This window comes from Massilia sp. X63 (genome assembly GCF_041023745.1).
Classification (GTDB): Bacteria; Pseudomonadota; Gammaproteobacteria; order Burkholderiales; family Burkholderiaceae_D; genus Telluria.
The window spans coordinates 635620-661094 of the sequence record NZ_JBFTEF010000002.1 but is presented as its reverse complement, the minus strand read 5'-3'; the positions used below and the strand labels follow the sequence as shown (position 1 = coordinate 661094).

General features: G+C 65.4%; 21 protein-coding genes and 2 rRNA genes. 15 read left to right on the top strand and 8 right to left on the bottom strand.

Annotation, left to right across the window (positions count from 1 at the left end; all coding sequences use genetic code 11):
- The 7 genes from AB3347_RS07065 to AB3347_RS07035 form a co-directional block, all read left to right on the top strand.
- A 23S ribosomal RNA gene (locus tag AB3347_RS07065) occupies positions 1–106 on the top strand; the annotation flags it as partial.
- A 136-nt stretch (positions 107–242) separates the two neighbouring features.
- Positions 243–355: ribosomal RNA gene (gene rrf, locus AB3347_RS07060) — 5S ribosomal RNA — on the top strand.
- Between the two features lie 340 nt (positions 356–695).
- Positions 696–2513 (top strand): DUF4214 domain-containing protein, encoded by a 1818-nt coding sequence (locus AB3347_RS07055; RefSeq protein WP_369091065.1) that lies wholly within the window; start codon positions 696–698, stop codon positions 2511–2513.
- Between the two features lie 116 nt (positions 2514–2629).
- Positions 2630–2977 (top strand): hypothetical protein, encoded by a 348-nt coding sequence (locus AB3347_RS07050; RefSeq protein WP_369091064.1) that lies wholly within the window; start codon positions 2630–2632, stop codon positions 2975–2977.
- Between the two features lie 120 nt (positions 2978–3097).
- Entirely contained in the window at positions 3098–3370 is a 273-nt protein-coding gene (locus AB3347_RS07045; RefSeq protein WP_369091063.1) for a hypothetical protein, read from the top strand.
- A 106-nt stretch (positions 3371–3476) separates the two neighbouring features.
- Positions 3477–3980 carry a hypothetical protein gene (locus AB3347_RS07040; RefSeq protein ID WP_369091062.1) on the top strand — a complete coding sequence of 168 codons (504 nt, stop codon included), beginning with the start codon at positions 3477–3479 and terminating at the stop codon, positions 3978–3980.
- A 95-nt stretch (positions 3981–4075) separates the two neighbouring features.
- Positions 4076–4360: a hypothetical protein gene (locus tag AB3347_RS07035; protein WP_369091061.1), complete on the top strand. Its 285-nt coding sequence runs from the start codon at positions 4076–4078 to the stop codon at positions 4358–4360.
- Here AB3347_RS07035 and AB3347_RS07030 read toward each other — a convergent pair whose 3' ends face one another.
- Positions 4361–5794: a DHA2 family efflux MFS transporter permease subunit gene (locus AB3347_RS07030; protein WP_369091060.1), complete on the bottom strand. Its 1434-nt coding sequence runs from the start codon at positions 5792–5794 to the stop codon at positions 4361–4363.
- A 109-nt stretch (positions 5795–5903) separates the two neighbouring features.
- A complete protein-coding gene (locus AB3347_RS07025; protein WP_369091059.1) occupies positions 5904–6473 on the bottom strand; it encodes an acyloxyacyl hydrolase in 570 nt (189 codons plus the stop codon).
- A 141-nt stretch (positions 6474–6614) separates the two neighbouring features.
- On the opposite strand from AB3347_RS07025, the gene AB3347_RS07020 reads away from it, so the two are divergent.
- Both AB3347_RS07020 and AB3347_RS07015 read left to right on the top strand, forming a co-directional pair.
- A complete protein-coding gene (locus AB3347_RS07020; protein WP_369091058.1) occupies positions 6615–7313 on the top strand; it encodes a suppressor of fused domain protein in 699 nt (232 codons plus the stop codon).
- Positions 7313–8218: an NAD(P)-dependent oxidoreductase gene (locus tag AB3347_RS07015; protein ID WP_369091057.1), complete on the top strand. Its 906-nt coding sequence runs from the start codon at positions 7313–7315 to the stop codon at positions 8216–8218. Before AB3347_RS07020 ends, AB3347_RS07015 begins: the two co-directional genes overlap by 1 nt.
- A gap of 108 nt (positions 8219–8326) precedes the next feature.
- On the opposite strand, the gene AB3347_RS07010 is transcribed toward AB3347_RS07015, so the two are convergent.
- On the bottom strand, positions 8327–9520 hold the full coding sequence (locus tag AB3347_RS07010; protein WP_369091056.1) for a M20 aminoacylase family protein: 1194 nt from the start codon (positions 9518–9520) through the stop codon (positions 8327–8329).
- 146 nt (positions 9521–9666) lie between these two features.
- On the opposite strand from AB3347_RS07010, the gene AB3347_RS07005 reads away from it, so the two are divergent.
- From AB3347_RS07005 to AB3347_RS06990, 4 genes are all read left to right on the top strand, one after another.
- Positions 9667–11772 (top strand): molybdopterin-dependent oxidoreductase, encoded by a 2106-nt coding sequence (locus AB3347_RS07005; protein WP_369091055.1) that lies wholly within the window; start codon positions 9667–9669, stop codon positions 11770–11772.
- Between the two features lie 25 nt (positions 11773–11797).
- On the top strand, positions 11798–12886 hold the full coding sequence (locus AB3347_RS07000) for an aminopeptidase (RefSeq protein ID WP_369091054.1): 1089 nt from the start codon (positions 11798–11800) through the stop codon (positions 12884–12886).
- 157 nt (positions 12887–13043) lie between these two features.
- Entirely contained in the window at positions 13044–14741 is a 1698-nt protein-coding gene (locus AB3347_RS06995) for a long-chain-fatty-acid--CoA ligase (protein WP_369091053.1), read from the top strand.
- Between the two features lie 109 nt (positions 14742–14850).
- Positions 14851–16533, top strand: coding sequence for a long-chain-fatty-acid--CoA ligase (locus tag AB3347_RS06990; RefSeq protein WP_369091052.1), 1683 nt, complete (start codon positions 14851–14853; stop codon positions 16531–16533).
- A gap of 195 nt (positions 16534–16728) precedes the next feature.
- Here the strand turns inward: AB3347_RS06990 and AB3347_RS06985 are convergent, their stop codons facing one another.
- On the bottom strand, positions 16729–18309 hold the full coding sequence (locus AB3347_RS06985) for an alkaline phosphatase (protein WP_369091051.1): 1581 nt from the start codon (positions 18307–18309) through the stop codon (positions 16729–16731).
- Positions 18310–18313: 4 nt separating this feature from the next.
- Positions 18314–18751, bottom strand: a complete 438-nt coding sequence (locus AB3347_RS06980) for an acyl-CoA thioesterase (protein WP_369091050.1) — start codon at positions 18749–18751, stop codon at positions 18314–18316.
- A gap of 62 nt (positions 18752–18813) precedes the next feature.
- Between AB3347_RS06980 and AB3347_RS06975 the strand changes: the two genes are divergently transcribed.
- The gene (locus AB3347_RS06975; RefSeq protein ID WP_369091049.1) at positions 18814–20661 is read left to right on the top strand and encodes an ABC transporter ATP-binding protein/permease; all 1848 of its coding nucleotides are present in this window, start codon (positions 18814–18816) and stop codon (positions 20659–20661) included.
- Between the two features lie 117 nt (positions 20662–20778).
- On the opposite strand, the gene AB3347_RS06970 is transcribed toward AB3347_RS06975, so the two are convergent.
- The 3 genes from AB3347_RS06970 to AB3347_RS06960 all read right to left on the bottom strand — a co-directional run bounded on the left by AB3347_RS06970 (position 20779) and on the right by AB3347_RS06960 (position 24521).
- A complete protein-coding gene (locus AB3347_RS06970; protein ID WP_369091048.1) occupies positions 20779–21867 on the bottom strand; it encodes a type II asparaginase in 1089 nt (362 codons plus the stop codon).
- Positions 21868–21890: 23 nt separating this feature from the next.
- Positions 21891–23174, bottom strand: coding sequence for an amidohydrolase family protein (locus AB3347_RS06965; protein WP_369091047.1), 1284 nt, complete (start codon positions 23172–23174; stop codon positions 21891–21893).
- A gap of 84 nt (positions 23175–23258) precedes the next feature.
- Positions 23259–24521, bottom strand: coding sequence for a dicarboxylate/amino acid:cation symporter (locus AB3347_RS06960; protein ID WP_369091046.1), 1263 nt, complete (start codon positions 24519–24521; stop codon positions 23259–23261).
- 219 nt (positions 24522–24740) lie between these two features.
- Between AB3347_RS06960 and AB3347_RS06955 the strand changes: the two genes are divergently transcribed.
- Positions 24741–25466: an amino acid ABC transporter ATP-binding protein gene (locus AB3347_RS06955; protein WP_369091045.1), complete on the top strand. Its 726-nt coding sequence runs from the start codon at positions 24741–24743 to the stop codon at positions 25464–25466.
- Positions 25467–25475: the final 9 nt, after the last annotated feature.

Below are 25475 nucleotides of genomic sequence, written 5' to 3'. Positions count from 1 at the left end.
GAGCTCCTTGAAGGGTCGTTCGAGACCAGGACGTTGATAGGCTGGGTGTGGAAGTGCAGTAATGCATTAAGCTAACCAGTACTAATTGCCCGTACGGCTTGTCCCTATAACCTTGGTAGGCTATAGATCAAGTCAAGAATACAGCTGCAGTTTGTTGATACTGCTACCCAGAATTAAGAAAAACTACTTCTTCCGGATTGGTGAAGTTTGACCGTGTGGTCGAATTTCATGACAAGTCAAAGCCTGATGACCATAGCAAGTCGGTCCCACCCCTTCCCATCCCGAACAGGACCGTGAAACGACTTTGCGCCGATGATAGTGCTGCAACCAGTGTGAAAGTAGGTTATCGTCAGGCTAGTTATATGAAAAACCCCACCAGGTGATCCTGGTGGGGTTTTTTGCGTTTGCACGCGAAACCTGCCGATACGTCGTGTCTCCTGCGAGACAAAAATCACGCCTGCAGCATAAGTTTTGGCGCTTTCAAGCTTTGCTTCCGAAACGCATATTAAAACTGCTGAGGTTTCCCTAGAATGTTTACTTTACGAATTACAGGGCCAAGCGATATGCCGACCGCCAGGGGCTTCACGCCATTCTCGAGGATGATGGTTCCTCTCAAGCAGACTTTTGCCTGGAGCTTGCTGGCTGCCACATTGGCCGCCTGCGGCGGCGGCGTTGACGAAGCGCAGGTCGGTGGCATGAGCCGGACCGCTGCCCAGGTCCAGATGCTGGCGTCGGCGGTCAACGTGACCATGTCCGGCAAGCGTTCGGACTACAAGATCGAGCGTGTGGCCGGACAGGTGCAGCTGACCCATGTGTCCACCGCCCTGGTGACCCGGGTGGCCAGCAACGCCCGTGTGCGTTTCGACGACTTCACCTATGCGATGGATGTCGACGGCAATGCCGGGATGGCGTATCGCCTGTACCAGGCCGCGTTTGCCCGTACACCCGATGTGCGCGGCCTGAGTTTCTGGATCGATGCGATGGACAAGGGCTGGACCCTGAATACGATCGCCCAGGAATTCGTCAAGTCGAGCGAATACCGCCAGGTCTACGGCATCAACCCGAGCAACGAGGACATCGTCGGCCGCTATTACCGTAACGTGCTGGGCCGCGAAGGCGAATATGCCGGCATCTCGTTCTGGGTGGGCGTGCTGCGCGATAAAAAAGCCACGCTGCCCGAAGTGCTGGCCGGCTTCAGTGAAAGTCCGGAAAACCAGGCTGGCGTGCAGTCCGCCATCGATGCCGGCGTCGCTTTCCGCGAACCCGGCGTCAACTACATCGCGGTTGCCGACCCAGGCCCGGTGCGCAGCACCGTGGTCGGCAACGCCGTGACCCTCGACGCTTCCAACAGCCTCGGCCGCACAGAAACGCTGAGCTACGTCTGGGCGCTCACCGAGCGTCCGGCCGGCAGTAGCGCGAGCCTGTTGAACCCGAACACCGCGTTCCCGACGATCACACCGGACCAGGCCGGCACCTACCGGTTCACACTGACCGTCAACGACGGTACGACCAGCGCGACCGCCAGCACCTATATCTCGGTGGCGCCGCCGGCCCTGAGTTTCGCCCCGACCGAGGCGCGTTATTCGCGCGGCATGGACAGGGTGATCACCGTGTCGACCAATCCGAATGCGCTCAGCATCGTCGACCCGTTCTCGAGCGCGATCCGTACTGTCAGCCTGCCGGCGCCGGTCAAGAACTTCAGCCTCAGTCCGAACGGCAAACTCGCAATCGTGCTGTATGACAGCGTGGCGAGCCTGGTCGACCTGGAGACGGCAACGCTGCTGAAATCCTTTGCCACCGGCGGCAAGCATACCGACGCCTTCGTCACCGACACCGCCATCGCCTACTTCGTCGGCCAGACCGACGGGCAATGGGTGAATCCGTCGATTGTGTATTTCAATGCGCGTACCGGCGAAGACATCAGCAAACCGGTGACGGGCAGCTTCGGTTATTTCTACGGCACCCAGTACGGTATCTACGCAGGCCTGAAGAACAAGGTGTTCGTGATGTCGCAGGGCTTGTCGCCGGCCGACCTGAATTTCTTCACGATCGACCCGCAAACCAATGCCGTCATCGATTCGGGCGACTCGCCTTACCATGGCGACTACAGTATGAGCACACCGCTTTACCTGTCGGAAACCCAGGATGTGCTGTTCACCAGCACCGGCAACATCTTCAACACCAGCAACCTGCGCTATGCCGGCGCGCTGTCGATCCCCAGCGGGGACGCGATCGTTTCGCTCAGCAATTCGGCGGCGAAGGACGAGACCATCGTCCTGTCAGGAAAGCGCGAATGGTATCCGGCGTCGACGACCCTGCCGGCCAAGTACCAGATCTATAACAGCGCCCTGTTCTTCCCGGGTGGCTCGGCCGACCTGCCGGTCCTGGACGGCAAGCAGACCTACGGCATGAAGATCTGGCACAGCGCCAATGGCCGCCGGGTCGTGCTCGTGCAGCAGGGCTCCGCCACGCCGCAAGCGGCTGGAGTGAAATACTTCGTGCTGGGACTCTGACACGCAAGCGCCGGCCTGTGCCCATCCTGCCAAAGCCCGCCCGAGCCCAGCTCGTGCGGGCTTTGTTGTTGCTGCTATGGCATGCGGGCAATTTTGTAAAGGGAGGCGCGGCAGGAATGCAGCTCTCTATACCGTATTTCTCAAGCAGCCTGGAACCGATACGACGACGCCGCTCGCCCGGCGCCGCACGCGAGGCGCCGCTGCCCGGACATCAGGACGATCGTCCGGTGTGGAGGATCCCGGTGCCGCTGCTGTCGATCGGCGCCCTCGAGGTCAAGAACATCGACCTGCGCCTGATGGACCTGCCTTTCGAGGGCGACCTACTCGTGCTGGGCGCCGATTTCCTGCACCGGCACGGCGTGTATCTTGCCCGGGACCAGAGCCAGATCGACTTCTCTCCGGTAGCCAGTCCGCGGACCCTGAAACGCGGTTCGGTCGACGTGATACCGCAGGCCCTGAACTGAAGCGCCGGTCAGCACTTGCCTGGCCGACGTTGAAAATGCTGCTACGCGCGCTACACTGAATCAGGTTGGCCAGGTTGCGGAGATGACATGGATACGCGAAGCGCAGGCATCATACGGCGAGTGATCGCCTCCCTATTGCTGGCCGGCGGGCTCGGCGGCTGCGTGCTTGCGCCGCCCTATGCCTACGATGCGACCTATCCGGGGTATGGCGGCTATCCGGGCTATGCCGCTCCACCCGTCGCGCTCGACCTCGGCTTCAGCTTCTACGACGGGCCGCGCCATGGCTACCGTGGCGACCGACATCATGGCTGGGGCGACGGCGGCGGCTGGTCCGGACGCGGCGGCGGTCCCGGCCAACATGGCGGCTGGAGAGGCGGCCGGGGCCGGCACTGACGGAGGGCGCCGCGCTTCGATCGCAGAATCGATCCCCCACAAAGGCGGATTTTTCCGGTTGCCGGGCTCCACTATACTGCCGGGATCGACATTCCAGGATCCCGCCGTGCGCCGCCTGCTCCCTCTTGCCTTTGCCTGCCTGCCCCTGTTCGCTGCCGCCTCCAGCACACCCGCCGCCACGGTCGCTGCGCTATGGGAAGCGTCCAGCCACGCCCCCGGCGTGCCGGCGGATGCGGAGCGCCTGCAGGGCCTGTTCCGCAGCGAAGCCATCGTCGCGGGCGGCGTCAATCGCGACGGCCGGCCGCTGTTCCAGGCCATGAAGGCGAGCGATTTCATCGCGGGACAGCGCCAGGCACGGCCGCATGGCTTCTACGAGTGCGAAGTGGCGCGCGAGGTGAAGCAGTACGAGCGCTTCGCGACCGTGTACAGCGTGGTCGAAACGCGGCGCGACCCCAGCGCCGCGAAAGCCGATTACACCGGCGTGAACAGCATCCAGCTTTACCGCGATGAACAGGGCTGGAAAATCGTCTCCCTGTACTACCACGTCGAACAGCCGGGCGCACCGATACCGCTTGATGGCGGTAAAACCGGTGCTTGCCTGGGCGCATGACGGTCCGGTATTACCAACCAGGCTTGGCCCATCTCATCGCGCAATTTCTATCCTGGCGGCAACATGCTTCCTCACCCCTAACCTGGAGGAAGCACATGAGCGAAGCAAGCGCAGAGTCCGGCCTGACGGACAAGCTGATGGGGCCGGTGTCCGCCATCATCGACAAGCAGCGTGAGCAGTTAATGCCGATGCTGGCCGGCGGCGCTGGGCAAGCCGCGCAGCATGCCTTGCGCGACGACGAATGCGTGCGCAAGATGGCGAGCTTCTGTTATCCCTTGCTGCCCGGGTTGGTCAGGCTGGCGGTCAAGGAGCCGGTGTTCGTCAGCTTCGTGATGAATAACCGCGAGCGGGTGCTGGGCCGCCTTGCTTCTTCTTCCTGATCAGGGCGCCACCGGTTCGGCTTCCTTTGCCTTGACGTGGCCGCGGCTGATGCTGTCGCCATCGTTGCGGCGCAGGCGCCAGAAGACCACCGAGGACAGCAGCGTCATCGCGGCCAGGGTCGCGAAGCCGTGGTGCAGGGCCTGGGCCACCTGCACCCGGTTGTCCTGGGCCACCGGTCCCAGGAACCAGGCCGTGACGATCGATCCTGCCGCCAGGCCGAAGCTCATCGACAGCTGCTGGAAGGAGCTCGACATGGTGCTGGCCATGCTCGAGTCTTGCGGCTCGATGTCGGCGTAGGCCAGCGTGTTCATGCTCGAGAACTGCAGCGAATTGAAGAAGCCCTGCGCCAGGCTGATCGCGACGATGACGTAGAAGGGCGTGCCCGGCCCGACCAGGGTGAACAGGGCGATCGTCAAGCCGATGCAGACCGTATTCACGGTGAGGATATTGCGGTAGCCGAAGCGCGCCAGCAGCCTCGGCGCGAACATCTTCATGCCCATGGCCGCCAACGCGGACGGCATCATCAGGAGGCCCGACTGCCAGGCCGGCAGGCCCAGACCCAGCTGGTACAGCAGCGGCAGGAGGAAGGGCAGGCCGCCCACGCCCAAGCGGGTGAGGAAACCGCCCGCCACCGAGATGCGGAAGGTGCGCACCTTGAACAGGCTCAGGCGCAGCAGCGGGTGGCGAATGTGCAGCGCGTGCCAGGCATAGGCGCCCAGCAGGCCGAGCGACAGCGCCAGCAGCAGCCCGGCCGTGAGCGCATCGAGCGAGTGTTCGCCGAACACTTCCAGCAACCACGACAGGATGGCGGTGCCGCTGCTGAACAGGAGCAGGCCGATGACGTCGAGCGGGCGCTTTTCGATCCCCTGGTAGTCGGGCATGTGCTTCCAGACCAGATAGAGGGCGGCCAGTCCCACCGGCACGTTGACGAAGAAAATCATCCGCCACGAGGTCCAGTACACGATCAGCCCGCCCACCGTCGGCCCCAGCAGCGGGCCGATGAGGGCCGGGATGATGACGAAGTTCATCGCGCCCAGCAGCTCGTTCTTGGGAAAGGTGCGCACGATGGCCAGGCGGCCGACCGGCATCATCATGGCGCCGCCCAGGCCCTGCAGCAGGCGTGCGGCGGTCATCATCCGGGCATCGACCGACAGGCCGCACAGGACCGAGGCGATCGTGAAGATCGAGATGGCGGTGAAGAACACGCGCCGGGTGCCGAAGCGGTCCGCCATCCAGCCGCTGAGCGGGATGCCGACCGCCAGGCCGAGGATGTAGCTGGTGACCACCGATTTCAGGCTCAGCGGCGTGACCTGCAGGCTGGCCGCGATGCTCGGGATGGCGGTATTGACGATGGTGGCGTCGAGCTGCTCCATGAACAGGGCAGTCGCGACGAGCCAGGGCAGGTAGCGCTTGATGATGCTGGGGTCGGTCAATCGGGCCTCGTGATACCGGCGTGCCGGGCGGCCGCCTCGGACCCGATTGTGTCATACATCGCTGCGGCGCATTGTTCGCTTGCCGCTGCGGAATTGCCTATAAGCCAACTTAGAAGCGGTAGGCTGCCTTGGCGATAATCCAGTTGGCGCCGCCGTTCGGGCTCTTGATGCTGGCGTTCGAGTAGTGCTGGTACCGCAGGCCGAAATCCCACTTGGCGGTGGTGTAGCCGACGCCGATGTGGTCGCCGAACTGGAACGCCGTGGACAGTTCCTTGTCCCCGTTCTTGTACAGGGTGGAGAACAGGTTGACGCCGATGCCGGCCTCGCCATACAGGCCGAGCTTGCTGTCGCTCTGGTAGCGCAGCACCGGCGTGAAGCCGACCACGGCAATGTTCTTCTTGCGGCCCGGGACGTTTTCGTAGGCGCGCAGGCGCCACAGGGCAAGGTTGGTTTCCCAGTAGCCCGACAGGTGGTAGCCGTTGCGGGCAAACCAGCGTTGTTCCCAATCCTTCTGGACGGCGAGGCGCAGCATGCGCTGCTCGGGATTGGTGCCGACTTCGAGCGAGGCCGAGTCGGCCCAGCCGCCGAGGGCGGAGGTGGTTTGCGCCAGGGCGGCGGGGGCGCAGGCAGCGGCGGCCAGGGCCGCAACGATGCCGGCGAGTTTCTTCATGATGGACATGTTTTTCTTTCTTAACAGGGCCGAAATATTGTGCAATGCACTATTGTACTAGCGAGAACAAATCGCCGCTGTTCGCCACCTTGTGCTGGCGCGCGGGTATGATAGACGCCCCGCAGAACGCTTATTTTTCTCCAGTCCCGCATGACCGAACCGACCAGCACTCCCCTGTATCCGCTTGCCGCGCCGACCCAGCAGCAGGTGGCGCCCACCGTCCTGCCGCACGATCCCGTGGCGGAGCACATTGCCGCCCATCTCGGCCGGATCGATATCGTCTTCCACGACACCATCGCCGACCCGGTGCAGGTCGATATCCACGTGGTGCCGGCCAACGAGCGCACGCCCTTCCTGCGCCTGGTGACCTCGGGCATGAGCAGCCGCCCGATGACCGTGCCGGAGGGCGCGCCGCCCTTCGCCGAACTGATGATGGCGCTGCCGGCGGACTGGAAGCTGGACGAGCAATCGGTGCAGGACGAGCGCTGGTACTGGCCGGTGGCCCTGCTGCGCCACCTGGCCCATTACCCGCACCAGCACGCCACCTGGCTCGGCCTCGGCCATACGGTGCCGAACGGGCATCCGGCCAAGCCGTATGCGAAGGGTGTCGCGTTCACCGGCGCCATCCTGCTGCCGCCGGCCTCGGCGCCGGACGCATTTGCCGCGCTCGAGCGCGACGGCAAGGACATTTATTTCCACTGTGTCGTGCCGCTCTACGAAGCCGAGCTGAACCTGGTGAAGCGCAAGGGCTTCCCGGCGCTGCTGGACGGCTTCAACGACAAGGGCGTGACCGACCTGGTCGTCCCCGGCCGCAAGAACACCGTCAAGAAGTTCCTCGGGCTGTTCTGATGACGCCCATCGCCTTCCTCGGGATCGGCCTGATGGGAAGGCCGATGGCGGGCCGCCTGGCCCAGGCCGGCTCGCAGTCCGGACACACGCTGCGCGCCTGGAACCGGACCTTCGCGAAAGCCGAGGCGCTGCGCGGCAGCGGGGCGCAGCCGACCGCGGAGCTGGCGCAGGCGGTACGTGGGGCGCACGTCGTCATTTCCATGCTCGAAGCGGGGCCGGTGGTGGGCGAGGTGATCGCCGCCGCGCTGCCCGCGCTCGAACCGGGCACGCTCTGGATCGACATGAGCTCGACGCGCCACGACGAAGCGCTGGCCTTCCACGCGACGCTGGCGGCGCACGGTTGCCGCTTCATGGATGCGCCGGTGTCGGGCGGCGTCGGCGGCGCCGAGGCGGGCCAGCTCGCCATCATGGCGGGCGGCGCGCAGGCCGATTTTGACCAAGTGGTAAAAATCCTCGAGGCGATGGGCAGGCCGCAGCGCGTCGGACCGGTGGGCAGCGGGCAGGTGGCAAAGTTGTGCAACCAGCTGATCGTCGGCGCCACGCTGGAAGTGGTGGCCGAGGCCTTGCTGCTGGCGCAGGCCGCGGGCGCCGATCCGGTGGCGGTGCGCGAGGCGATCCGCGGCGGCTTCGCGGGCAGCCGCATCCTCGAAGTGCACGGGCAGCGCATGCTGGACCGGAATTTCATTCCGGGCGGGCAGGTCAAAAGCCAGCTGAAGGATTTGAGGAACGTGCTGGCCGCGGCAGGGGCGGCGGGATTGACGCTGCCGGTGACGCAGCTGGTGACGCGGCAGTACGAGACGATCGAAGCGGCCTTGCCGACGGCGGATCATGCGGCGGCGCTGCTGGCGCTGGAGCGGATGAATCCGGGGATCCGGCTGGGAGACGCGGCAGACCAATTACCGTAGGGTGGGCGGCTTTGCCGCCCACGCGTTCAGCCAGCAATAGAATGGCCGCGCGGATAGCATTACCGTGATTTGAACGCGTGGGCAGGAAACCTGCCCACCCTACGACAATCAGGTTTGCGGCAAGCTCTTCTCCACCAGCCGCACCCAGTAACTCGCCCCGATCGGCAGCAAGTTGTCATTGAAGTCATAACTCGTGTTATGCAGCTGGCAGGGCCCCAGTCCATGACCGCCGGCGCGGTGCGTGCCTTCGCCGTTGCCGATGAAGACATAGCAGCCCGGCTTTTCCTGCAGCATGAAGGCGAAATCTTCCGCCCCCATGGTCGGCTCGACATTGGTATCGACCCGCTCCGCCCCCACCACCTCGCGCATCGCCTCGACCGCGAAGGCGGTCTGCGCCGGATGGTTGATCAGCGGCGGATAGTTCCGCTTGAAGTTGAAGTCGACCGAGGCATTGAAGGCGGCCGCCACGCCGCTAGCGATCTCTTCCATGCGGCGCTGGATCAGGTCCAGCACGGCGGTCGAGAAGGTGCGCACGGTACCCACCAGTTCCGCTGTGTCGGGAATGACGTTGGTGGCGCTGCCGGCATGGATCTGGGTGATCGACAGCACCGCCGATTCCAGCGGATTCTTTTCGCGCGACACGATGGTCTGCCAGGCCTGCGCGATCTGCACCGCCACCATCACCGGGTCGATGCCGCGGTGCGGCTGCGCCGCATGCGCGCCCTTGCCGCGCACAACGACGCGGAACTCGTTACTGGAGGCCATCATCGGCCCGGACACCACGCCGAAATGCCCTTCCGGGATGCCCGGCCAGTTGTGCATGCCGTACACCGCCTCCATCGGGAATTGCTCGAACAGGCCGTCGTCCATCATGCGGCGCGCGCCGCCGCCGCCTTCTTCGGCCGGCTGGAAGATCAGGTAGACGGTGCCGTCGAAGTTGCGGTGCTGCGCAAGATGGTGGGCCGCGCCGAGCAGCATGGCGGTGTGGCCGTCATGGCCGCAGGCGTGCATCTTGCCCGGATGGCGGGAGGCGTGCGCGAAGCCGTTGATCTCTTGCATGGGCAGGGCATCCATGTCGGCGCGCAGGCCGATGGCGCGGTTCGAGCTGCCGTTCTTGACAATGCCGACCACGCCGGTCACGCCCAGGCCACGCACGACCGGGATGCCCCATTCCGTCAGGCGCGCCGCCACCACGTCGGCGGTGCGTTGCTCTTCGTAGCACAGTTCCGGGTGCGCATGCAGGTCGCGCCGGATCTCCTGCAGCTGAGGTTGGAAGGCGAGAAGTGGTTCCACGAGTTTCATCTGTCTCTCCGTTTTGTCATGCTTGCATTGCAGGCTTTGAATCATTGTAGCCTGCCTTAAACAGTCGATGAAAGAGGGGGCACGAAGCGCCGCGGAATCGGATAAAGTATTGGTTTAACGAAGTATTTCCGTCTCACTCCTCGCCCATGCCAGTCACACAAGTCCGCGCCGCCTGCCCCCACGATTGCCCCGATACCTGCGCCATCCTCGTCACCGTCGACAACGGGGTCGCGACTGAAGTGAAGGGCGATCCGGAGCATCCGACCACGGCCGGCGTGCTGTGCACCAAGGTGTCGCGCTACGTCGAGCGCAGCTACCACCCGGACCGCGTGCTGTACCCGATGCGCCGCGTGGGCCGCAAGGGCGAAGGAAAATTCGAACGCATCACCTGGGAACAGGCCATCGACGAGATCGCGCAGCGCCTCGGCGAGATCGCCAAACGCGACCCGCAAGCCATTCTCCCGTACAGCTATGCCGGCACCATGGGACTGGTGCAGGGCGATTCGATGTCTTTGCGCTTTTTCAACAAGCTCGGGGCCTCGCTGCTGGACCGCACCATCTGCGCCACCGCCGGCGCCACCGGCTACAAGTACACCATCGGCGGCTCGGTCGGCACCGACATCGAACATTTCCAGGATGCGAAGCTGATCCTGATCTGGGGCGGCAACCCGATCGCCTCGAACCTGCACCTGTGGATGCGCGTGCAGGAAGCCAAGCGCCGCGGCGCCAGGCTGGTCGCGATCGACCCCTACCGCTCGCTGACGGCCGAGAAGTGCCACCAGCACATTGCCCTGCTGCCGGGCACGGACGCCGCGCTGGCGCTGGGCATGATGCACGTCCTGATCGCCGAAGACCTGATCGACCACGACTACGTCGAAAAATACACGCTCGGTTACGAGGAGCTCAAGGCACGCGCGCTCGAATGGACGCCGCAGCGCACCGCCGAGACCTGCGGCATCACGGCCGATGAGGTGATCGAACTGGCACGCCTGTACGGCCAGACCGCCCGCAGCGGCGAGGGTGCGGCGATCCGCATGAACTATGGCCTGCAGCGCGTGCGCGGCGGCGGCATGGCGGTGCGCAACATCGCCTGTTTGCCGGCCCTGGTCGGCGCCTGGCGCCACAAGGCCGGCGGCGTGCAGCTGTCGACCTCGGGCTCCTTCCCGGCCAACCGCGCGGCCCTGCAGCGCCCCGACCTGCTGGACGGCCGCATGCCGCGCACCATCAACATGACCACCATCGGCGACGACCTGCTGAAGGACGCCTCGCCGGAGTTCGGCCCGAAGATCGAGGCCGTGATCGTCTACAACGCCAATCCGCTGGCGATCGCGCCCGACTCGGCGAAAGTGCAGCAGGGCTTCGAGCGCGAAGACCTGTTCACCGTGGTGCTGGAACACTTCCAGACCGACAGCGCCGACTACGCCGACATCCTGCTGCCGGCCACCACCCAGCTCGAGCACGTCGATGCGCACCTGGCCTACGGCCACCTGTACATGATGGCGAACAACGCGGCGATTGCGCCGATCGGCGAAGCCAGGCCGAACACCGAGTTCTTCCGCCTGCTGGCGGCGCGCATGGGCTTCGACGACCCCTGCTTCAAGGAGACCGACGAGCAACTGGCGGCCCAGGCGTTCGACAAGCGCCACGAGCGCGCGGTGCACTTCGACTGGGAGTCGCTCAAGCGCAAGGGCTGGCAGAAACTCGACATGCCGGAGGCGCCCTTCGCCGAAGGCGGCTTCCCGACCCCGTCGGGCAAGTGCGAATTTTATTCGAGCAGCATGGCGCGCGACGGGCTCGACCCGGTCCCGGCCTATATCCCGCCGTACGAATCGCCCGCTTCCAATCCGGAGCTGGCGCGGAAGTACCCGCTGGCGATGATCTCGCCTCCGGCAAGGAACTTCCTCAACTCAACCTTTGTCAACGTACAAAGCCTACGTGCAACCGAGGGCGAGCCGCACCTCGACATCCACCCGAACGACGCCGCCCGCCGCGGCATCGCCCACGGTGACATGGCGCGTATTTTCAACGACCGCGGCGCATTCCTTGCCCGTGCACGCGTCACCGACAAGGCGCGCGAAGGGCTGGTGGTGGGCTTGTCGATCTGGTGGAAGAAACTCGCCAGCGACGGCAAGAACGCGAACGAAGTCACCAGCCAGCGATTGACCGACATGGGCAGGGCGCCTACTTTCTACGACACCCTGGTGCAGGTCGAAAAGGCCGCACCGCCGACGCGAGATGAAATCCACCACTAGATTTTCCCGGGCTTTCAAGCCATTCATGGCCGCCGCCGCCGCGGCCATGATGTTGTCAAGCTGCTCATCCCTCTCCTACTACACCCAGGCCGCCCAGGGCCAGTTCGAACTGCTGACGGATTCCCGTCCGATCGACGACTGGCTGGCCGATCCCGCCACCAAGCCGACCCTGCGCCACCGCCTGGAGGCGGCGCGCCAGATCCGGCGCTACGCGATCCAGGAACTGAAACTGCCCGACAACGGCAGCTACACCAATTTCACCAACATCAAGCGGCCCTACGTGCTGTGGAACGTGGTGGCCACGCCCGAGCTGTCGCTGAAACCCATGCAGTGGTGCTTCCCGGTGGCCGGCTGCGTAAACTACCGCGGCTACTACAGCAAGGACGAGGCCCAGGCCTATGCGAAGCAGCTGCGCCGCCAGGGCCACGACGTGGAAGTGGGCGGCGTCAGCGCGTATTCGACCCTGGGCTGGTTCAGCGACCCCCTGATCTCGACCTTCATCAATTACCCGGATGCCGAGCTGGCGCGCCTGATCTTCCACGAGCTGGCGCACCAGGTGGTCTACGTGCCGGGCGATTCGAAGTTCAACGAATCCTTCGCCAGCGCGGTCGAGCAGGCCGGCGTCGAAGGCTGGCTGGAACGCTTCGGCAATCCGGCCATGGTCGAGGCCTTCGAGCGCTACACGACGCGCAAGAAGGATTTCATGGCGCTGCTGGTGCGCTACCGCGGCGAGCTGGAGAAGACCTACGCGAGCGACCTGAGCCGCGACGAAAAACGCGCCACCAAGACGCGCCTGTTCATCGCGCTCAAGGACGACTACCAGGTGCTCAAGGCGAACTGGGGCGGGTATTCCGGCTACGACCGCTTCTTCGCCGAGCCGCTGTCGAACGCCCACCTGGCCTCGATCGCCACCTACAACGACTTCGTTCCCGCCTTCCGCGCGCTGCTGCGCAAGGAACGCAGCTGGGGCGCCTTCTACAAATCGGTCAACCAGCTCGCCCAGCTCGACAAGGCGGACCGGCATCGCGTATTGCACAAGCTGGCGGCGCCGGCCACGACCGCGCCGCTCGTGGTGCAGCGCACCATGGGCGACAGTGCAGGTTTGGGAAAATAAGCCCATGTAGAGGACACGTTCCAATCGACTTAAAAGAACTTGCGCCAGTTGTCGCTGCCCGATAGCATCACAAACAGGCGATAGCAAAGGCGCAAGCTTCGCGCGCGCGCGTACGCTCGGACCACCACGATAACTATTCGAGACAAAAGGGCATCCGATGGACAAAATCTGGCTGAAGTCGTACCCACCGAACGTTCCTGCTGAAATCAACCCGGACCAGTACGGCTCGCTGGTGCACATGCTGGAGGAATCCTTCAGCAAGTACGCCGCCCGCAATGCCTACGTCTGCATGGACAAGTTCCTGACCTACGGCGAGCTGGATGCGTATTCGAAGAAGCTGGCGGCCTGGCTGCAGAGCCGGGGCATGGAACGCGGCGCCCGCGTGGCGATCATGATGCCGAACGTGCTGCAGTACCCGATCGCGATCGCTGCCGTCCTGCGCGCCGGCTACACCGTGGTCAACGTGAACCCGCTGTACACGCCGCGCGAGCTCGAGCACCAGATCAAGGATTCGGGCAGCGAAGCGATCATCGTGCTCGAGAACTTCGCGCACACGGTGCAGCAGGTGATGGGCAAGACCCCGCTCAAGCACGTGGTGGTGGCGAGCATGGGCGAGATGCTGGGCGGCGCCAAGGGCATGCTGGTCAATTTCGTGGTCCGCAACGTCAAGAAGATGGTGCCGGAATACGCGCTGCCGAGCATGGTGCGCTTCAAGGAAGCGCTGGCGCAGGGCGCCAGGATGCCGTTCTCGCCGGTCGAGCTGAAGGCATCCGACGTCGCCTTCCTGCAGTACACCGGCGGCACCACCGGCGTCTCGAAGGGCGCCACGCTCACGCACCGCAACGTGATCGCCAACGTGCTGCAGACCGAAGCCTGGTCTGAGCCGGCCATGAGCCAAGGAGGAGCAAAAGGCGACGAGCAGACCGTGATCGTGTGCGCGCTGCCGCTGTACCACATCTTCGCGCTGACGGCCTGCGCGATGTGGGGCATGCGCACCGGCGCGCTGAACATCCTGATCGTGAACCCGCGCGACATCCCGGCCTTCATCAAGGAGCTCGGCAAGTACAAGATCAACATGCTGCCGGCGGTGAACACGCTGTACAACGCGCTGGTCAACCACCCGGACATCGGCAGCGTCGATTTCTCGGGCCTGAAGGTGTCGAACGGCGGCGGCATGGCGGTGCAGAAGGCCGTCAACGACAAGTGGAAGCAGGTCACGGGCACCGCCATCATCGAGGGCTACGGCCTGTCCGAGACCTCGCCGGTGGCCACCTGCAACCGCGCCGACGTGAAGGAATTCACCGGCACCATCGGCCTGCCGATCCCGTCCACCGACATCGCCATCCTGGACGATGCCGGCAAGCCGATGGCGATCGGCCAGATCGGCGAGATCGCGATCCGCGGCCCGCAGGTGATGGCCGGCTACTGGAACCGCCCGGACGAAACGGCCAAGGTCATGACGCCGGATGGCTTCTTCAAGTCGGGCGACGTCGGCATCATGGACGAAAACGGCTACGTGAAGATCGTCGACCGCAAGAAGGACATGATCCTGGTCTCGGGCTTCAACGTCTACCCGAACGAGCTGGAAGGCGTGATCGCCGGCCACCCGGGCGTGCTGGAATGCGCCGTGATCGGCGTGCCGGACGAGCATTCCGGCGAAGCGGTGAAGGTCTTCGTGGTGCGCAAGGACCCGAACCTGACCGCCGAGCAGCTGATGGACTACTGCAAGCAGCAGTTCACCGGCTACAAGAAACCGAAGTACATCGAGTTCCGCGACGAGCTGCCGAAGACCAACGTCGGCAAGATCCTGCGCCGCGCACTGCGGGACGAGAAGCAGGCGGAAACAACCGCCTGATGGCAGCATGATGGCTGGCACGGTTGCCGGCCCGTCGAAGCCGCCCGCGTCCCGGGCGGCTTCGCGCTTTTTATGGACACAGCAAGAGAACACGGAAGGTGAGGCACGGATGGACAAGTTTTGGCTCAAGTCGTATGAGGAAGGCGTACCCGCGGAGATCGATCCGACCCAGTACCGCTCCCTGACGCACCTGCTGGAGGAGGCGTTCCGCAAGTACGCCGACCGCAAGGCCTATGCGTGCATGGGCAAGACGCTCACGTTCTCCGAACTCGACCGCCTGTCCGGCCGCATGGCCGCCTGGCTGCAGGGCCGCGGCCTCAAGCCCGGCGCGCGCGTGGCGATCATGCTGCCGAACGTGCTGCAGTACCCGGTGGCGATGGCCGCCGTGCTGCGCGCCGGCTACGTCATCGTCAACGTCAATCCGCTGTACACCCCGCGCGAACTGCAGCACCAGCTGGCCGATTCGGGCGCCGAAGCCATCGTGGTGCTGGAGAACTTCGCGCACACGCTGGAACAGGTCGTCCAGCACACCCAGGTCAAGCACGTGGTGGTGGCCAGCATGGGCGACCTGCTGGGCGGCCTGAAGGGCATGCTGGTCAACCTGGTGGTCCGCAAGGTCAAGAAGATGGTGCCGGCCTGGTCGCTGCCGGGCTCGGTCGGCTTCAAGCGCATGCTGGCCGAGGCTTCGGGCGCCACCCTGCGCCCGGTCGCGATCGGCCACGACGACGTCGCCTTCCTGCAGTACACCGGCGGCACCACCGGCGTGTCCAAGGGCGCGGTCCTGACGCACAAGAACGTGATCGCCAACGTGCTGCAGAACGAAGCCTGGTTCGCGCCGACGCTCGGCAAGATCAAGGCCGGCGAGCAGCCGCAGTTCGTGTGCGCGCTGCCGCTGTACCACATCTATGCGCTGACCGTGTGCGCCCTGCTGGGCCTGCGCGTGGGCGGCATGAACCTCCTGATCCCGAACCCGCGCGACATCCCCGGCTTCATCAAGGAGCTCACCGACTACCGCATCAACATCTTCCCGGCCGTGAACACACTGTACAACGGCCTGGTGAACAACCCCGAATTCGCCAAGCTCGACTTCTCGGGCCTGCTGGTGTGCCCGGGCGGCGGCATGGCGGTGCAAAAAGCCGTGGCCGACAAGTGGCTGCAAATCACCGGCACCCCGATCGTCGAAGGCTATGGCCTGTCCGAGACCTCGCCGGTGGTCACCGCGAACCGCTGCGACATCACCGACTTCACCGGCACCATCGGCCTGCCGCTGCCCTCGACCGAGATCCGCATCCTGGACGAAGCGGGCAACCAGGTTCCGTTCGGCACCGCCGGCGAGATTGCGGTGCGCGGCCCGCAGGTGATGGCCGGCTACTGGCAGCGCGACGACGAGACCGCCAAGGTCATGACCCCGGACGGCTTCTTCAAGACCGGCGACGTCGGCATCATGGACGAGCAGGGCTATACCCGCATCGTCGACCGCAAGAAGGACATGATCCTGGTCTCGGGTTTCAATGTGTATCCGAACGAGATCGAGGGCGTGGTCGCGGCGATGCCGGGCGTGCTGGAGGTGGCTTGCGTCGGCGTGCCGGACAAGAACTCGGGCGAGGCGGTCAAGCTGTACATCGTCAGGAAGGACCCGGCGCTCACCAGCGAGCAGGTGATGGCCTTCTGCAAGGAGCAGTTCACCGGCTACAAGCGGCCGAAGTACGTCGAGTTCCGCGAGACGCTGCCCAAGACCAACGTGGGCAAGATCCTGCGCCGCGAACTGCGCGACGAAAAAACCTCGGCCTGAGCCCTCTCGACAAGATCGTAGGGTGGGCGGCTCCACCCGTCGATCAGGCATACCGTTGTTGTCGATGCCGCCCACGCGTTCAACTCCCGCATGAGCAGACGAGGCGGCTGTTCGAATTCTGTTTGAACGCGTGGGCGGCGTCCGCGCTGCAGCTGATCATATCGCCGGGTGCAGCCGCCCACCTACGACCGGGTCCTAGCTTGTCCGCTCGGCGCCCGCCACCCCGTCCGCCACCCGGAACGCCGCCAGTTGCGCCACCGCCGACTTCGCGTCGCGCACATCCCCCAATCCCATGAAGTGCGTCAGCGTCTGCTTCGGCGTGATCTCCAGCAGCATGTAGCCGCGCCGGTCGCTGCGCCCATACAGCATGTGCGGATTGTTCGCCATGTGCGCCTCGGTCTTGTCCTGCGCGCGCGAACTCGAGGTGACCGAGGTCCCCACGAACTCGGTCGCCACCACCGGATTCTGCTTCGACACCGGCCTGGAAAAATCCGGCCGCAGCGAAGTCGCGTAAAAGGTGTGCACGTCGCCGCCCAGCACCAGCGGGTTGTGCGCGCCGTGCTTCACGAGCGTGTCGAGCAGGCGCCGGCGCGCCGCCGGATAGCCATCCCAGCCGTCGGTCCAGAAGCGTCCGTCATCCGGCTTCAGCACCGGCACGCTGCTCGACTGCGCCATCAGGGTCTGCTGGGCCAGGATGTTCCAGGTTGCGCGCGAGGTCGCCAGTCCCTGTTCCAGCCAGGCTTCCTGCTCCGCGCCCAGCATGGTGCGGCGCGGATCGCGCAGGGCCTCGCAGGCGCGGGCAAACACGGCGTTCGAGCCGCCGCGCGTGGCGGATTTGGTGCAGGCCTGCGGCGTGCGGTACTGGCGGTCGTCCAGCACGTGGAAGCGCGCCAGCCGGCCCCAGTCGACACGCTGGAACAGGTCGACCTTCGCGAAACCGTCGCGCCGCACGGCGGGCAGGCGCAGCGGCATGTGTTCGTAGAAGGCCTGGTAGGCCGCGGCGCGGCGGGCGGCAAAGTCGGCTGCCTGCCGCTCGTCGCGCGGGCCCGCGTAGTCGTTGGCCACTTCGTGGTCGTCCCAGGTCACGATCCAGGGCGCGGCGTGGTGCGCCGCCTGCAGGTCGGGGTCGCTCTTGTACTGCGCATAGCGCCGGCGGTAGTCGGATAGCGTGAACGATTCGTTGCTGCGCACCGCCCGCGTCGGGTGGCGCAGCTGGTAGGGACCCCATTCGTAGATGTAGTCGCCCAGGAAGGCGACCAGGTCGGGGCTGCTCGCCGCGATGTGGCGGTGCGCGGCATAGCTGCCGAATTCCCAGTGCTGGCAGGAGGCGACCGCCAGCTTGAGCGCGGCCGGCATGTCGTCGCGCGCGGGCGCGGTGCGGGTGCGGCCGACCGGGCTGACGGCATCGCCCAGCATGAAGCGGTACCAGTACCAGCGGCCCGGCGCCAGGCCCTTCACGTCCACGTGGACGCTGTGGGCCAGTTCCGGGGACGCTACCGCCGTGCCTTTGGCCACGATGTTGCGGAAGCCCTCGTCGCCGGCGACTTCCCAGCGTACCGGCAGCGCGACCGGCGGCGTGCTCTCCGCCTTGAGCGGGTCGCTCAGGATGCGGGTCCACAGGATGACGGAATCGGGCAGGGGCGAGCCCGAGGCCACGCCCAGGGCGAAGGGGTAGGGGCCTTGCGCGGACGCGGCGCAGGCGCTCAGGCTGGCGGCCGACAGCGCGGCCGACAGCCGCGCGGCGTCGAGCAGGAACAGCCGGCGCCCGTTTGCCATCGGCTCAGTCGTGCGAGATCAGCGAATCGAGCGGCGGCAGCTGGCGCGGCTTGCGGTCCGGCCCGGTGGCCACGTAGGTCAGCTGCGCTTCGGTGACCTTGACGACGTCCGCCTGCAGGCGGTTGCGCTCGGCGTAGACCTCGACGCAGACGGTGATCGAGGTATTGCCGACCTTGACGATCTCGGCATAGAAGGACAGCAGGTCGCCCACGAAGACGGGCTGCTTGAACAGGAAGGAATTCACGGCAATCGTCGCCACGCGTCCGTTCGCGCGGCGGGTGGCCGGCAGCGAGCCGGCGACGTCGACCTGGGCCATGATCCAACCGCCGAACACGTCGCCGTACACGTTGGCATCGGACGGCGCCGGCATCACGCGCAGTTCCGGCATCTTGCCTTCGGGCAGGCGGGTTCGTGGCGTGGCGGCATTTTGTGGCGTGGTCATCTTGTTTTCTCGGTAAAAGCTACAATCGTCCCGAATTGAACCATAAATCCCCCAGCCCTGCCATGCGACGCACTCCTTCCAGTAACCACCCCCTGCCCCCCGATTCGAAGGGCGTGCCCCGCAACGACTGGGCCACGCTGCGCACCCTGTTCCCCTACCTGTGGGTCTATAAATGGCGCGTGCTGGCCGCGCTCGGCGCGCTGATCGGCGCCAAGATGGCCAACGTCGGCGTGCCGCTGGTGCTCAAGCGCCTGATCGACCAGCTCGCGATCGACCCGAAAGACCCGCATGCGCTCTTGGCGCTGCCGCTCGGCGCGCTGGTCGCCTACGGCCTGCTGCGCCTGTCCACCACCGTGTTTACCGAGCTGCGCGAGTTCCTGTTCGCGCGCGTGACCCAGCGGGCGGTGCGCACCATCGCGCTGAAGGTGTTCCGCCACCTGCACGCGCTGTCGCTGCGCTTCCACCTGAACCGCCAGACCGGCGGCATGACGCGCGACATCGAGCGCGGCACGCGCGGCGTGAATTCCCTGATCTCCTACTCGCTGTTCAACGTCCTGCCCACGCTGGTGGAGATCACGCTGGTGCTCGGCTACCTAATGCTCAACTACGACATCTGGTTCAGCGTCATCACCGCGGTGGCGCTGGCCAGCTACATCGCCTTCACCGTGATCGTCACCGAGTGGCGCACGCACTTTCGCCGCACGATGAACGAGCTCGACTCCAAGGCCAACACCAAGGCCATCGATTCGCTGCTCAACTACGAGACCGTGAAGTACTTCGGCAACGAGGAATACGAGGCCAGGCGCTACGACCAGGGCCTGCAGAGCTTCGAGAACGCCGCGGTGCGGTCCCAGACCTCGCTCTCCTTCCTGAATACGGGCCAGTCCCTGATCATCGCCACCGCCGTCACCCTGATCCTGTGGCGCGCCACCGAGGGCGTGATCGCCGGCACCATGACCCTGGGCGACCTGGTGCTGGTCAACTCCTTCATGATCCAGCTGTACATTCCGCTGAACTTCCTGGGTGTGATCTATCGCGAGATCAAGCAGAGCCTGGCCGACATGGAGCGCCTGTTCTCGCTGCTCGACCAGAACCGCGAAGTGGCCGACGGCCCGCATGCGCAGCCGCTGGTCACGCGCGGCGCGCAAGTGGAGTTTTCGCACGTCGAGTTCAGCTACGAGACCAAGCGCCAGATCCTGTTCGACGTCGATTTCACCATTCCGGCCGGTACCACGACCGCGGTGGTGGGCCACAGCGGCTCGGGCAAGTCGACCTTGTCGCGCCTGCTGTTCCGCTTCTACGACGTGAACGGCGGCGCCATCCGCATCGACGGCCAGGACCTGCGCAACATCACCCAGCAGTCGCTGCGCGCCGCGATCGGCATCGTGCCCCAGGACACGGTGCTGTTCAACGACACCATCGAGTACAACATCGCCTATGGGCGGCCGGGCGCGTCCCACGCGGACATCGTGGCGGCGGCGCGCGCGGCCTCGATCCACGATTTCATCGAAAGCCTGCCGGACGGCTATGCCAGCATGGTGGGCGAGCGCGGCCTGAAACTGTCGGGCGGCGAGAAGCAGCGCGTGGCGATCGCCCGCACCTTGCTGAAGAACCCGGCGATCCTGATCTTCGACGAGGCGACCTCGGCGCTGGATTCGAAGTCGGAGCAGGCGATCCAGGCCCAGCTGAAGGAAATCGCCAAGGACCGCACGACGCTCGTGATCGCGCACCGGCTGTCGACCATCGCGGACGCGCAGCAGATCATCGTGCTGGATCATGGGCGCATCGTCGAGCGCGGCACCCACCAGTCGCTGCTGGCGGCGCGCGGCTTGTATGCGCAGATGTGGGAAAGGCAGCTGGCGCGGCCGGATGAGGAGCTGGCGTCGCCGCCGCTGGAGATTGCGAAGTAACTGAAACGGTATTCAGCATGCAGTTGAACGCGCGGGCGGGGGACCCGCCCACCCTACGGTAATCCGCTGCTCGTAGGGTGGTCGGCTTTGCCGACCGCGCGTTCAAACGGAGTGAGATCAGTAGGTATAGAACATCCGCTGGATATCCTTGGTATTGCTGGTCTTCGTCAGCGCCAGCATCAAGAGGATGCGCGCCTTCTGCGGGCTCAGCGTATCCGACACCACGAAGTCCAGCTGGTCGTCGTTCGCCTCGCCATTGCGCGCCACGATGCCCTGGCCCACGCGCGCCGAGCGCACGATCACGACACCCTTTTCACGCGCCGCGATCAGCGCCGGCTTGGTCCTGGCCGGCAGGCTGCCGTTGCCCACGCCCGCGTGCACCAGTCCCTTGGCGCCGGCGGCAACCAGCGCCTTCACCGCCACGTCGCCCACGTTCGCATAGGCATAGGCCACGTCCACCTGCGGCAGCGCGTCGAGCTTGCTCACGTCGAACTCGGTGTCCACCGTGTGCTTGCGCGTCACCTCGCGGTAGAAGAAAGGTTTGCCGCCCTGGATGTAGCCGATCATGCCCAGTTCGGCCGTACGGAAGGTGTCGGCCGTGGTGGTGTTCGACTTGGTGACGTCGCGCGCCGCGTGGATCTGGTCGTTCATCGCCACCAGCACGCCCTTGCCCACCGCGCTTGGCGAGCCGGCCAGGTTGACCGCGTTGTACAGGTTGATCGGGCCGTCGGCCGACAGCGCGGTGGACGGGCGCATCGATCCGACCACCACCACCGGCTTCCTGCTCTTGACGACCAGGTTCAGGAAGTAAGCGGTTTCTTCCAGCGTATCGGTGCCGTGCGTGATGACGATGCCGTCCACGTTCGGCTGCGCCAGCAGGGCGTTGACGCGCTTGGCCAGGATCAGCCAGTGCTCGTTGCCCATGTTCTCGCTGGCGATCTGGAACACCTGCTCGCCGCTGACGTTGGCGACCTTGGCGATTTCCGGCACCGCCTGGATCAGCGACTGCACGCCCACGGTGGCGGCGGTGTAGCCGACCGTGGTGGTGCTGGTGGCGCCGGTGCCGGCGATGGTGCCGCCGGTGGCCAGGATGGTCACGTTGGGCAGCTTGGCAGTCTGCGCCTGCGCCGCCGAGGCGAGCAGCAGGAAAGCGAACAGCGAGGCGAACAAGGCCGCCACGTTACGGTTGAAACTCTGGAACGACATGCTTACTCCTTCTAAAAAACGGTTTACGGCTTCTTGTAGACGACGCCGTCCTTCATCACGAACTTGACCTGCTCGAGGACCTTCACGTCGCGCAGCGGATCGCCCTCGACCGCGATGATGTCGGCGGCGAAGCCCGGCTCCACCGAACCGAGGCGGCCGGACTGGTCGAGCAGGGCGGCCGCGTGCAGGGTGGCGGAACGGATCGCATCCGCGGGCGACATGCCGGCTTCCACCATGTAGCCGAACTCCTTGGCGTTCTCGCCGTGCGGGAACACGCCGGCATCGGTGCCGAAGGCGATCTTCACGCCGGCCTTGTGGGCGCGCGCGAAGGTGGCCTGCAGCTGCGGGCCGATCGCAGCCGCCTTCGGGCGCACCAGGGCCGAATAGTAGTTCGGATCCTTGGCCTTGTCCGCCACGTAGCGGCCGGCCGAGATGGTCGGCACGTACCAGTTGCCGGTCTTCTTGAACAGGGCGATGACCTCGTCGTCCATCAGGGTACCGTGCTCGATCGAATCGACGCCGGCGCGCAGCGCGCGCTTCATGCCCTCGGCGCCGTGGGCGTGGGCGGCGACCCGGAAGCCGTAGTCCTTGGCGGTGCTGACGATGGCCTTCAGCTCGTCCTCGGTGTACTGCGAATTCTGGCCGTTGGCGGCCTGGCTCAGCACGCCGCCAGTGGCGGTGATCTTGATCAGGTCGGCGCCTTCCTTGTAGCGCTGGCGCACCGCCTGGCGGCCTCCTTCCGGGCTGTCGATCACGCCCTGCTCGGGGCCGGGCGTGCCGACCTTCTCGCTCAGGAAGTGCGACAGGTTGTTGGTCGGGTCGGCGTGGCCGCCGGTGGTGGCGATCGACTTCCCGGCGGTGAACATGCGCGGACCCGGGATCTCGCCGGCGGCAATCGCCCGCTTGAGCGAGACGTTCAGGCCGTCGGCCGCGCCGAGGTCGCGCACCGTGGTGAAGCCGGCCATCAGGGTGCGGCTGGCGTACTTCACGGAGCGCAGGGCCATGTCGGCCGGGTCGGCGGTCAGCCGGTCGCGGTAGGCGTCGACCACCGGCGCGGTTTCGCTGGTCAGATGGACGTGCATGTCGATCAGGCCCGGCAGGCAGCTATGGCGCGACAGGTCGACGTTGCCCTGGGCCTGGGTCATCGGGCCGATCGACTTCACCACGCCGTTCTCGACCACGATGCTGACGCGCTCGCGCCAGCTGCCGCTCTTGACGTCCAGCAGGCGGCCGCAGTCGATGGTCTGGGTGGCGGCGCTGGCGCCGTTCATCGCAAGCAGCAGGCCCGCTGCATACAGCTTTTTCATGTCTCGCTCCTCATGTTGTCGTTATATGAAAAAGGCCCCCCATTGCTGGAAGGCCTTCGGTCTTGCACGCGATGCGAACCGCGCTCAGCGCAGCGGCGCGATGGCCGGGTCCTTGTTCGGATCCGCCAGGTCGCCTTCCCACTTCGCGACCACGGCGGTGGCGATGCCGTTGCCGATCACGTTGGTGGCCGAACGGGCCATGTCCAGGAAGTGGTCGATGCCCAGCAGGAGCAGCAGGCCGGCTTCCGGGATGTTGAACTGGGCCAGGGTGGCGGCGATCACGACCAGCGAGGCGCGCGGCACGCCGGCCATGCCCTTCGAGGTCAGCATCAGGACCAGCATCATGGTCAGCTGGGTCGAGATGTCCAGTTCGATGCCGTAGGCTTGGGCGATGAAGACGGCCGCGAAGGTGCAGTACATCATCGAGCCGTCCAGGTTGAACGAGTAGCCGATCGGCAGCACGAAGGCGGCCAGGCGGTTCTTGACGCCGAAGCGCTCCAGGCCTTCCAGGGTTTTCGGGAACGCAGCTTCCGACGAGGCGCAGGTGTAGGCCAGGATGGTCGGCTCCTTCAGCTCGGAGATCAGGCGCAGCACGCGGCGGCCGAGGAAGATGCCGCCGATCGCGATCAGGACCACCCACAACAGGATGATGCCGAGGTAGAACTCGGCCATGAAGATGCCGTAGGTCGACAGCACGCCCAAGCCGCTCTTGGCGATCACGCCGGCCACCGCCGCGAACACGGCGATCGGTGCGAAGTTCATGACGTAGCCGGTGACCTTCAGCATGATGTGGGCGATGCCGTCCACCGCGTCGATCAGCGGGGTGGCGCGCGCGCCCACGGCGGCTGCGGCGGTGCCGAAGAAGATCGAGAACACGACGATCTGCAGGATCTCGTTCTTGGCCATGCCGTCGAAGATCGAGACGGGGATCAGGTGCGAGATGAAGTCCTTCAGGGTCAGGCTCGAGGTGGTGATGCCCGAGGAGGCGCCGACCGGCGGCACCGCACCCGACAGGGCCATTGCGTCGCCCGGACGGAACAGGTTCACCAGGACCAGGCCCAGCGACAGCGAGATGATCGAAGCGATGATGAACCAGCCCAGCGCCTTGACGCCGATGCGGCCCACTTCCTTGGCGTCGCCCATCTTGGCGATGCCGACCACCAGGGTCGAGAAGACGAGCGGCGCGATGATCATCTTGATCAGGCGAAGGAACATGGTCGTGATCAGCGCCATCGTGTCCGCAAAGCCTGCCGGGTTCTCGAAGCTGGTGTTGGCCACGTAGCCCACGACGATCCCGAGCGCGAGGCCGATCAGGATGTAGGTTGTCAGGCGGTTCTTTTTATCCATAATGCTTCCTGTCTTGTGGACCTGTGCAAAACCCGCGGCAGGGGATCGCACTGTCGCAAGGCGAATGATTGGGTGATCTAGGGAGAACGGCTGGTCGTTCTGGTAGGTAAGGCAAGTTCCGAAGTATCCTTGTCGCTAGAAATGCTGTCAAGCATGCTTACGCGGTATGCAACAGTGCGCGCAACAGCCGCCGCCGGGCGGCGCAAATACAGGCACCAGATGATCGAAATCGAGAATGTCAGCAAGTGGTACGGCAACTTCCAGGTGCTGCGCGACTGCAGTACCCGGGTCGCGCGCGGCGACGTGGTGGTGGTGTGCGGCCCGTCCGGCTCGGGCAAGTCGACCCTGATCAAGACCGTCAACGGGCTGGAGCCCTACCAGGCCGGAAGGGTCGTGGTGGACGGCGTCGAGGTCGGCGACCCGAAGACCAGGCTGCCGCAGCTGCGTGCGCGCATCGGCATGGTGTTCCAGAACTTCGAGCTGTTCCCGCACCTGTCGGTGCGCGACAACCTGAGCCTGGCCCAGGTCAAGGTGCTGGGGCGCAGCAAGGACGAAGCCCTGGCGCGCGGCCTGAAATACCTCGAGCGGGTGGGCCTGCTGGCGCACAAGGACAAGTTCCCGAGCCAGCTCTCGGGCGGCCAGCAGCAGCGCGTGGCGATCGCGCGCGCGCTGGCGATGGACCCGGTGGCGATGCTGTTCGACGAGCCGACCTCCGCGCTCGACCCGGAGATGATCGGCGAGGTGCTGGAGGTGATGGTGGGGCTGGCGCAGGACGGCATGACCATGATGGTGGTCACCCACGAGATGGGCTTCGCGCGCAAGGTGGCCGACCGGATCGTCTTCATGGACCACGGCAGCATCGTCGAGGACAGCCCGAAGGAAGACTTCTTCCATGCGCCGCGCTCGGAGCGCGCGCGCGAGTTCCTGGCGCGGATCATCCACTAAAAAAAGCGG

Bases quoted from the DNA above. Each gene is read 5' to 3' on its own strand.
- AB3347_RS07055 (WP_369091065.1), top strand. From the start codon at position 696: ATGAGCCGGACCGCTGCCCAGGTCCAGATGCTGGCGTCGGCGGTCAAC.
- AB3347_RS07050 (WP_369091064.1), top strand. From the start codon at position 2,630: ATGCAGCTCTCTATACCGTATTTCTCAAGCAGCCTGGAACCGATACGA.
- AB3347_RS07035 (WP_369091061.1), top strand. From the start codon at position 4,076: ATGAGCGAAGCAAGCGCAGAGTCCGGCCTGACGGACAAGCTGATGGGG.
- AB3347_RS07025 (WP_369091059.1), bottom strand. From the start codon at position 6,473: ATGTCCATCATGAAGAAACTCGCCGGCATCGTTGCGGCCCTGGCCGCC.
- AB3347_RS07020 (WP_369091058.1), top strand. From the start codon at position 6,615: ATGACCGAACCGACCAGCACTCCCCTGTATCCGCTTGCCGCGCCGACC.
- AB3347_RS07015 (WP_369091057.1), top strand. From the start codon at position 7,313: ATGACGCCCATCGCCTTCCTCGGGATCGGCCTGATGGGAAGGCCGATG.
- AB3347_RS07010 (WP_369091056.1), bottom strand. From the start codon at position 9,520: ATGAAACTCGTGGAACCACTTCTCGCCTTCCAACCTCAGCTGCAGGAG.
- AB3347_RS07005 (WP_369091055.1), top strand. From the start codon at position 9,667: ATGCCAGTCACACAAGTCCGCGCCGCCTGCCCCCACGATTGCCCCGAT.
- AB3347_RS07000 (WP_369091054.1), top strand. From the start codon at position 11,798: ATGGCCGCCGCCGCCGCGGCCATGATGTTGTCAAGCTGCTCATCCCTC.
- AB3347_RS06995 (WP_369091053.1), top strand. From the start codon at position 13,044: ATGGACAAAATCTGGCTGAAGTCGTACCCACCGAACGTTCCTGCTGAA.
- AB3347_RS06990 (WP_369091052.1), top strand. From the start codon at position 14,851: ATGGACAAGTTTTGGCTCAAGTCGTATGAGGAAGGCGTACCCGCGGAG.
- AB3347_RS06985 (WP_369091051.1), bottom strand. From the start codon at position 18,309: ATGGCAAACGGGCGCCGGCTGTTCCTGCTCGACGCCGCGCGGCTGTCG.
- AB3347_RS06980 (WP_369091050.1), bottom strand. From the start codon at position 18,751: ATGACCACGCCACAAAATGCCGCCACGCCACGAACCCGCCTGCCCGAA.
- AB3347_RS06975 (WP_369091049.1), top strand. From the start codon at position 18,814: ATGCGACGCACTCCTTCCAGTAACCACCCCCTGCCCCCCGATTCGAAG.
- AB3347_RS06970 (WP_369091048.1), bottom strand. From the start codon at position 21,867: ATGTCGTTCCAGAGTTTCAACCGTAACGTGGCGGCCTTGTTCGCCTCG.
- AB3347_RS06965 (WP_369091047.1), bottom strand. From the start codon at position 23,174: ATGAAAAAGCTGTATGCAGCGGGCCTGCTGCTTGCGATGAACGGCGCC.
- AB3347_RS06960 (WP_369091046.1), bottom strand. From the start codon at position 24,521: ATGGATAAAAAGAACCGCCTGACAACCTACATCCTGATCGGCCTCGCG.
- AB3347_RS06955 (WP_369091045.1), top strand. From the start codon at position 24,741: ATGATCGAAATCGAGAATGTCAGCAAGTGGTACGGCAACTTCCAGGTG.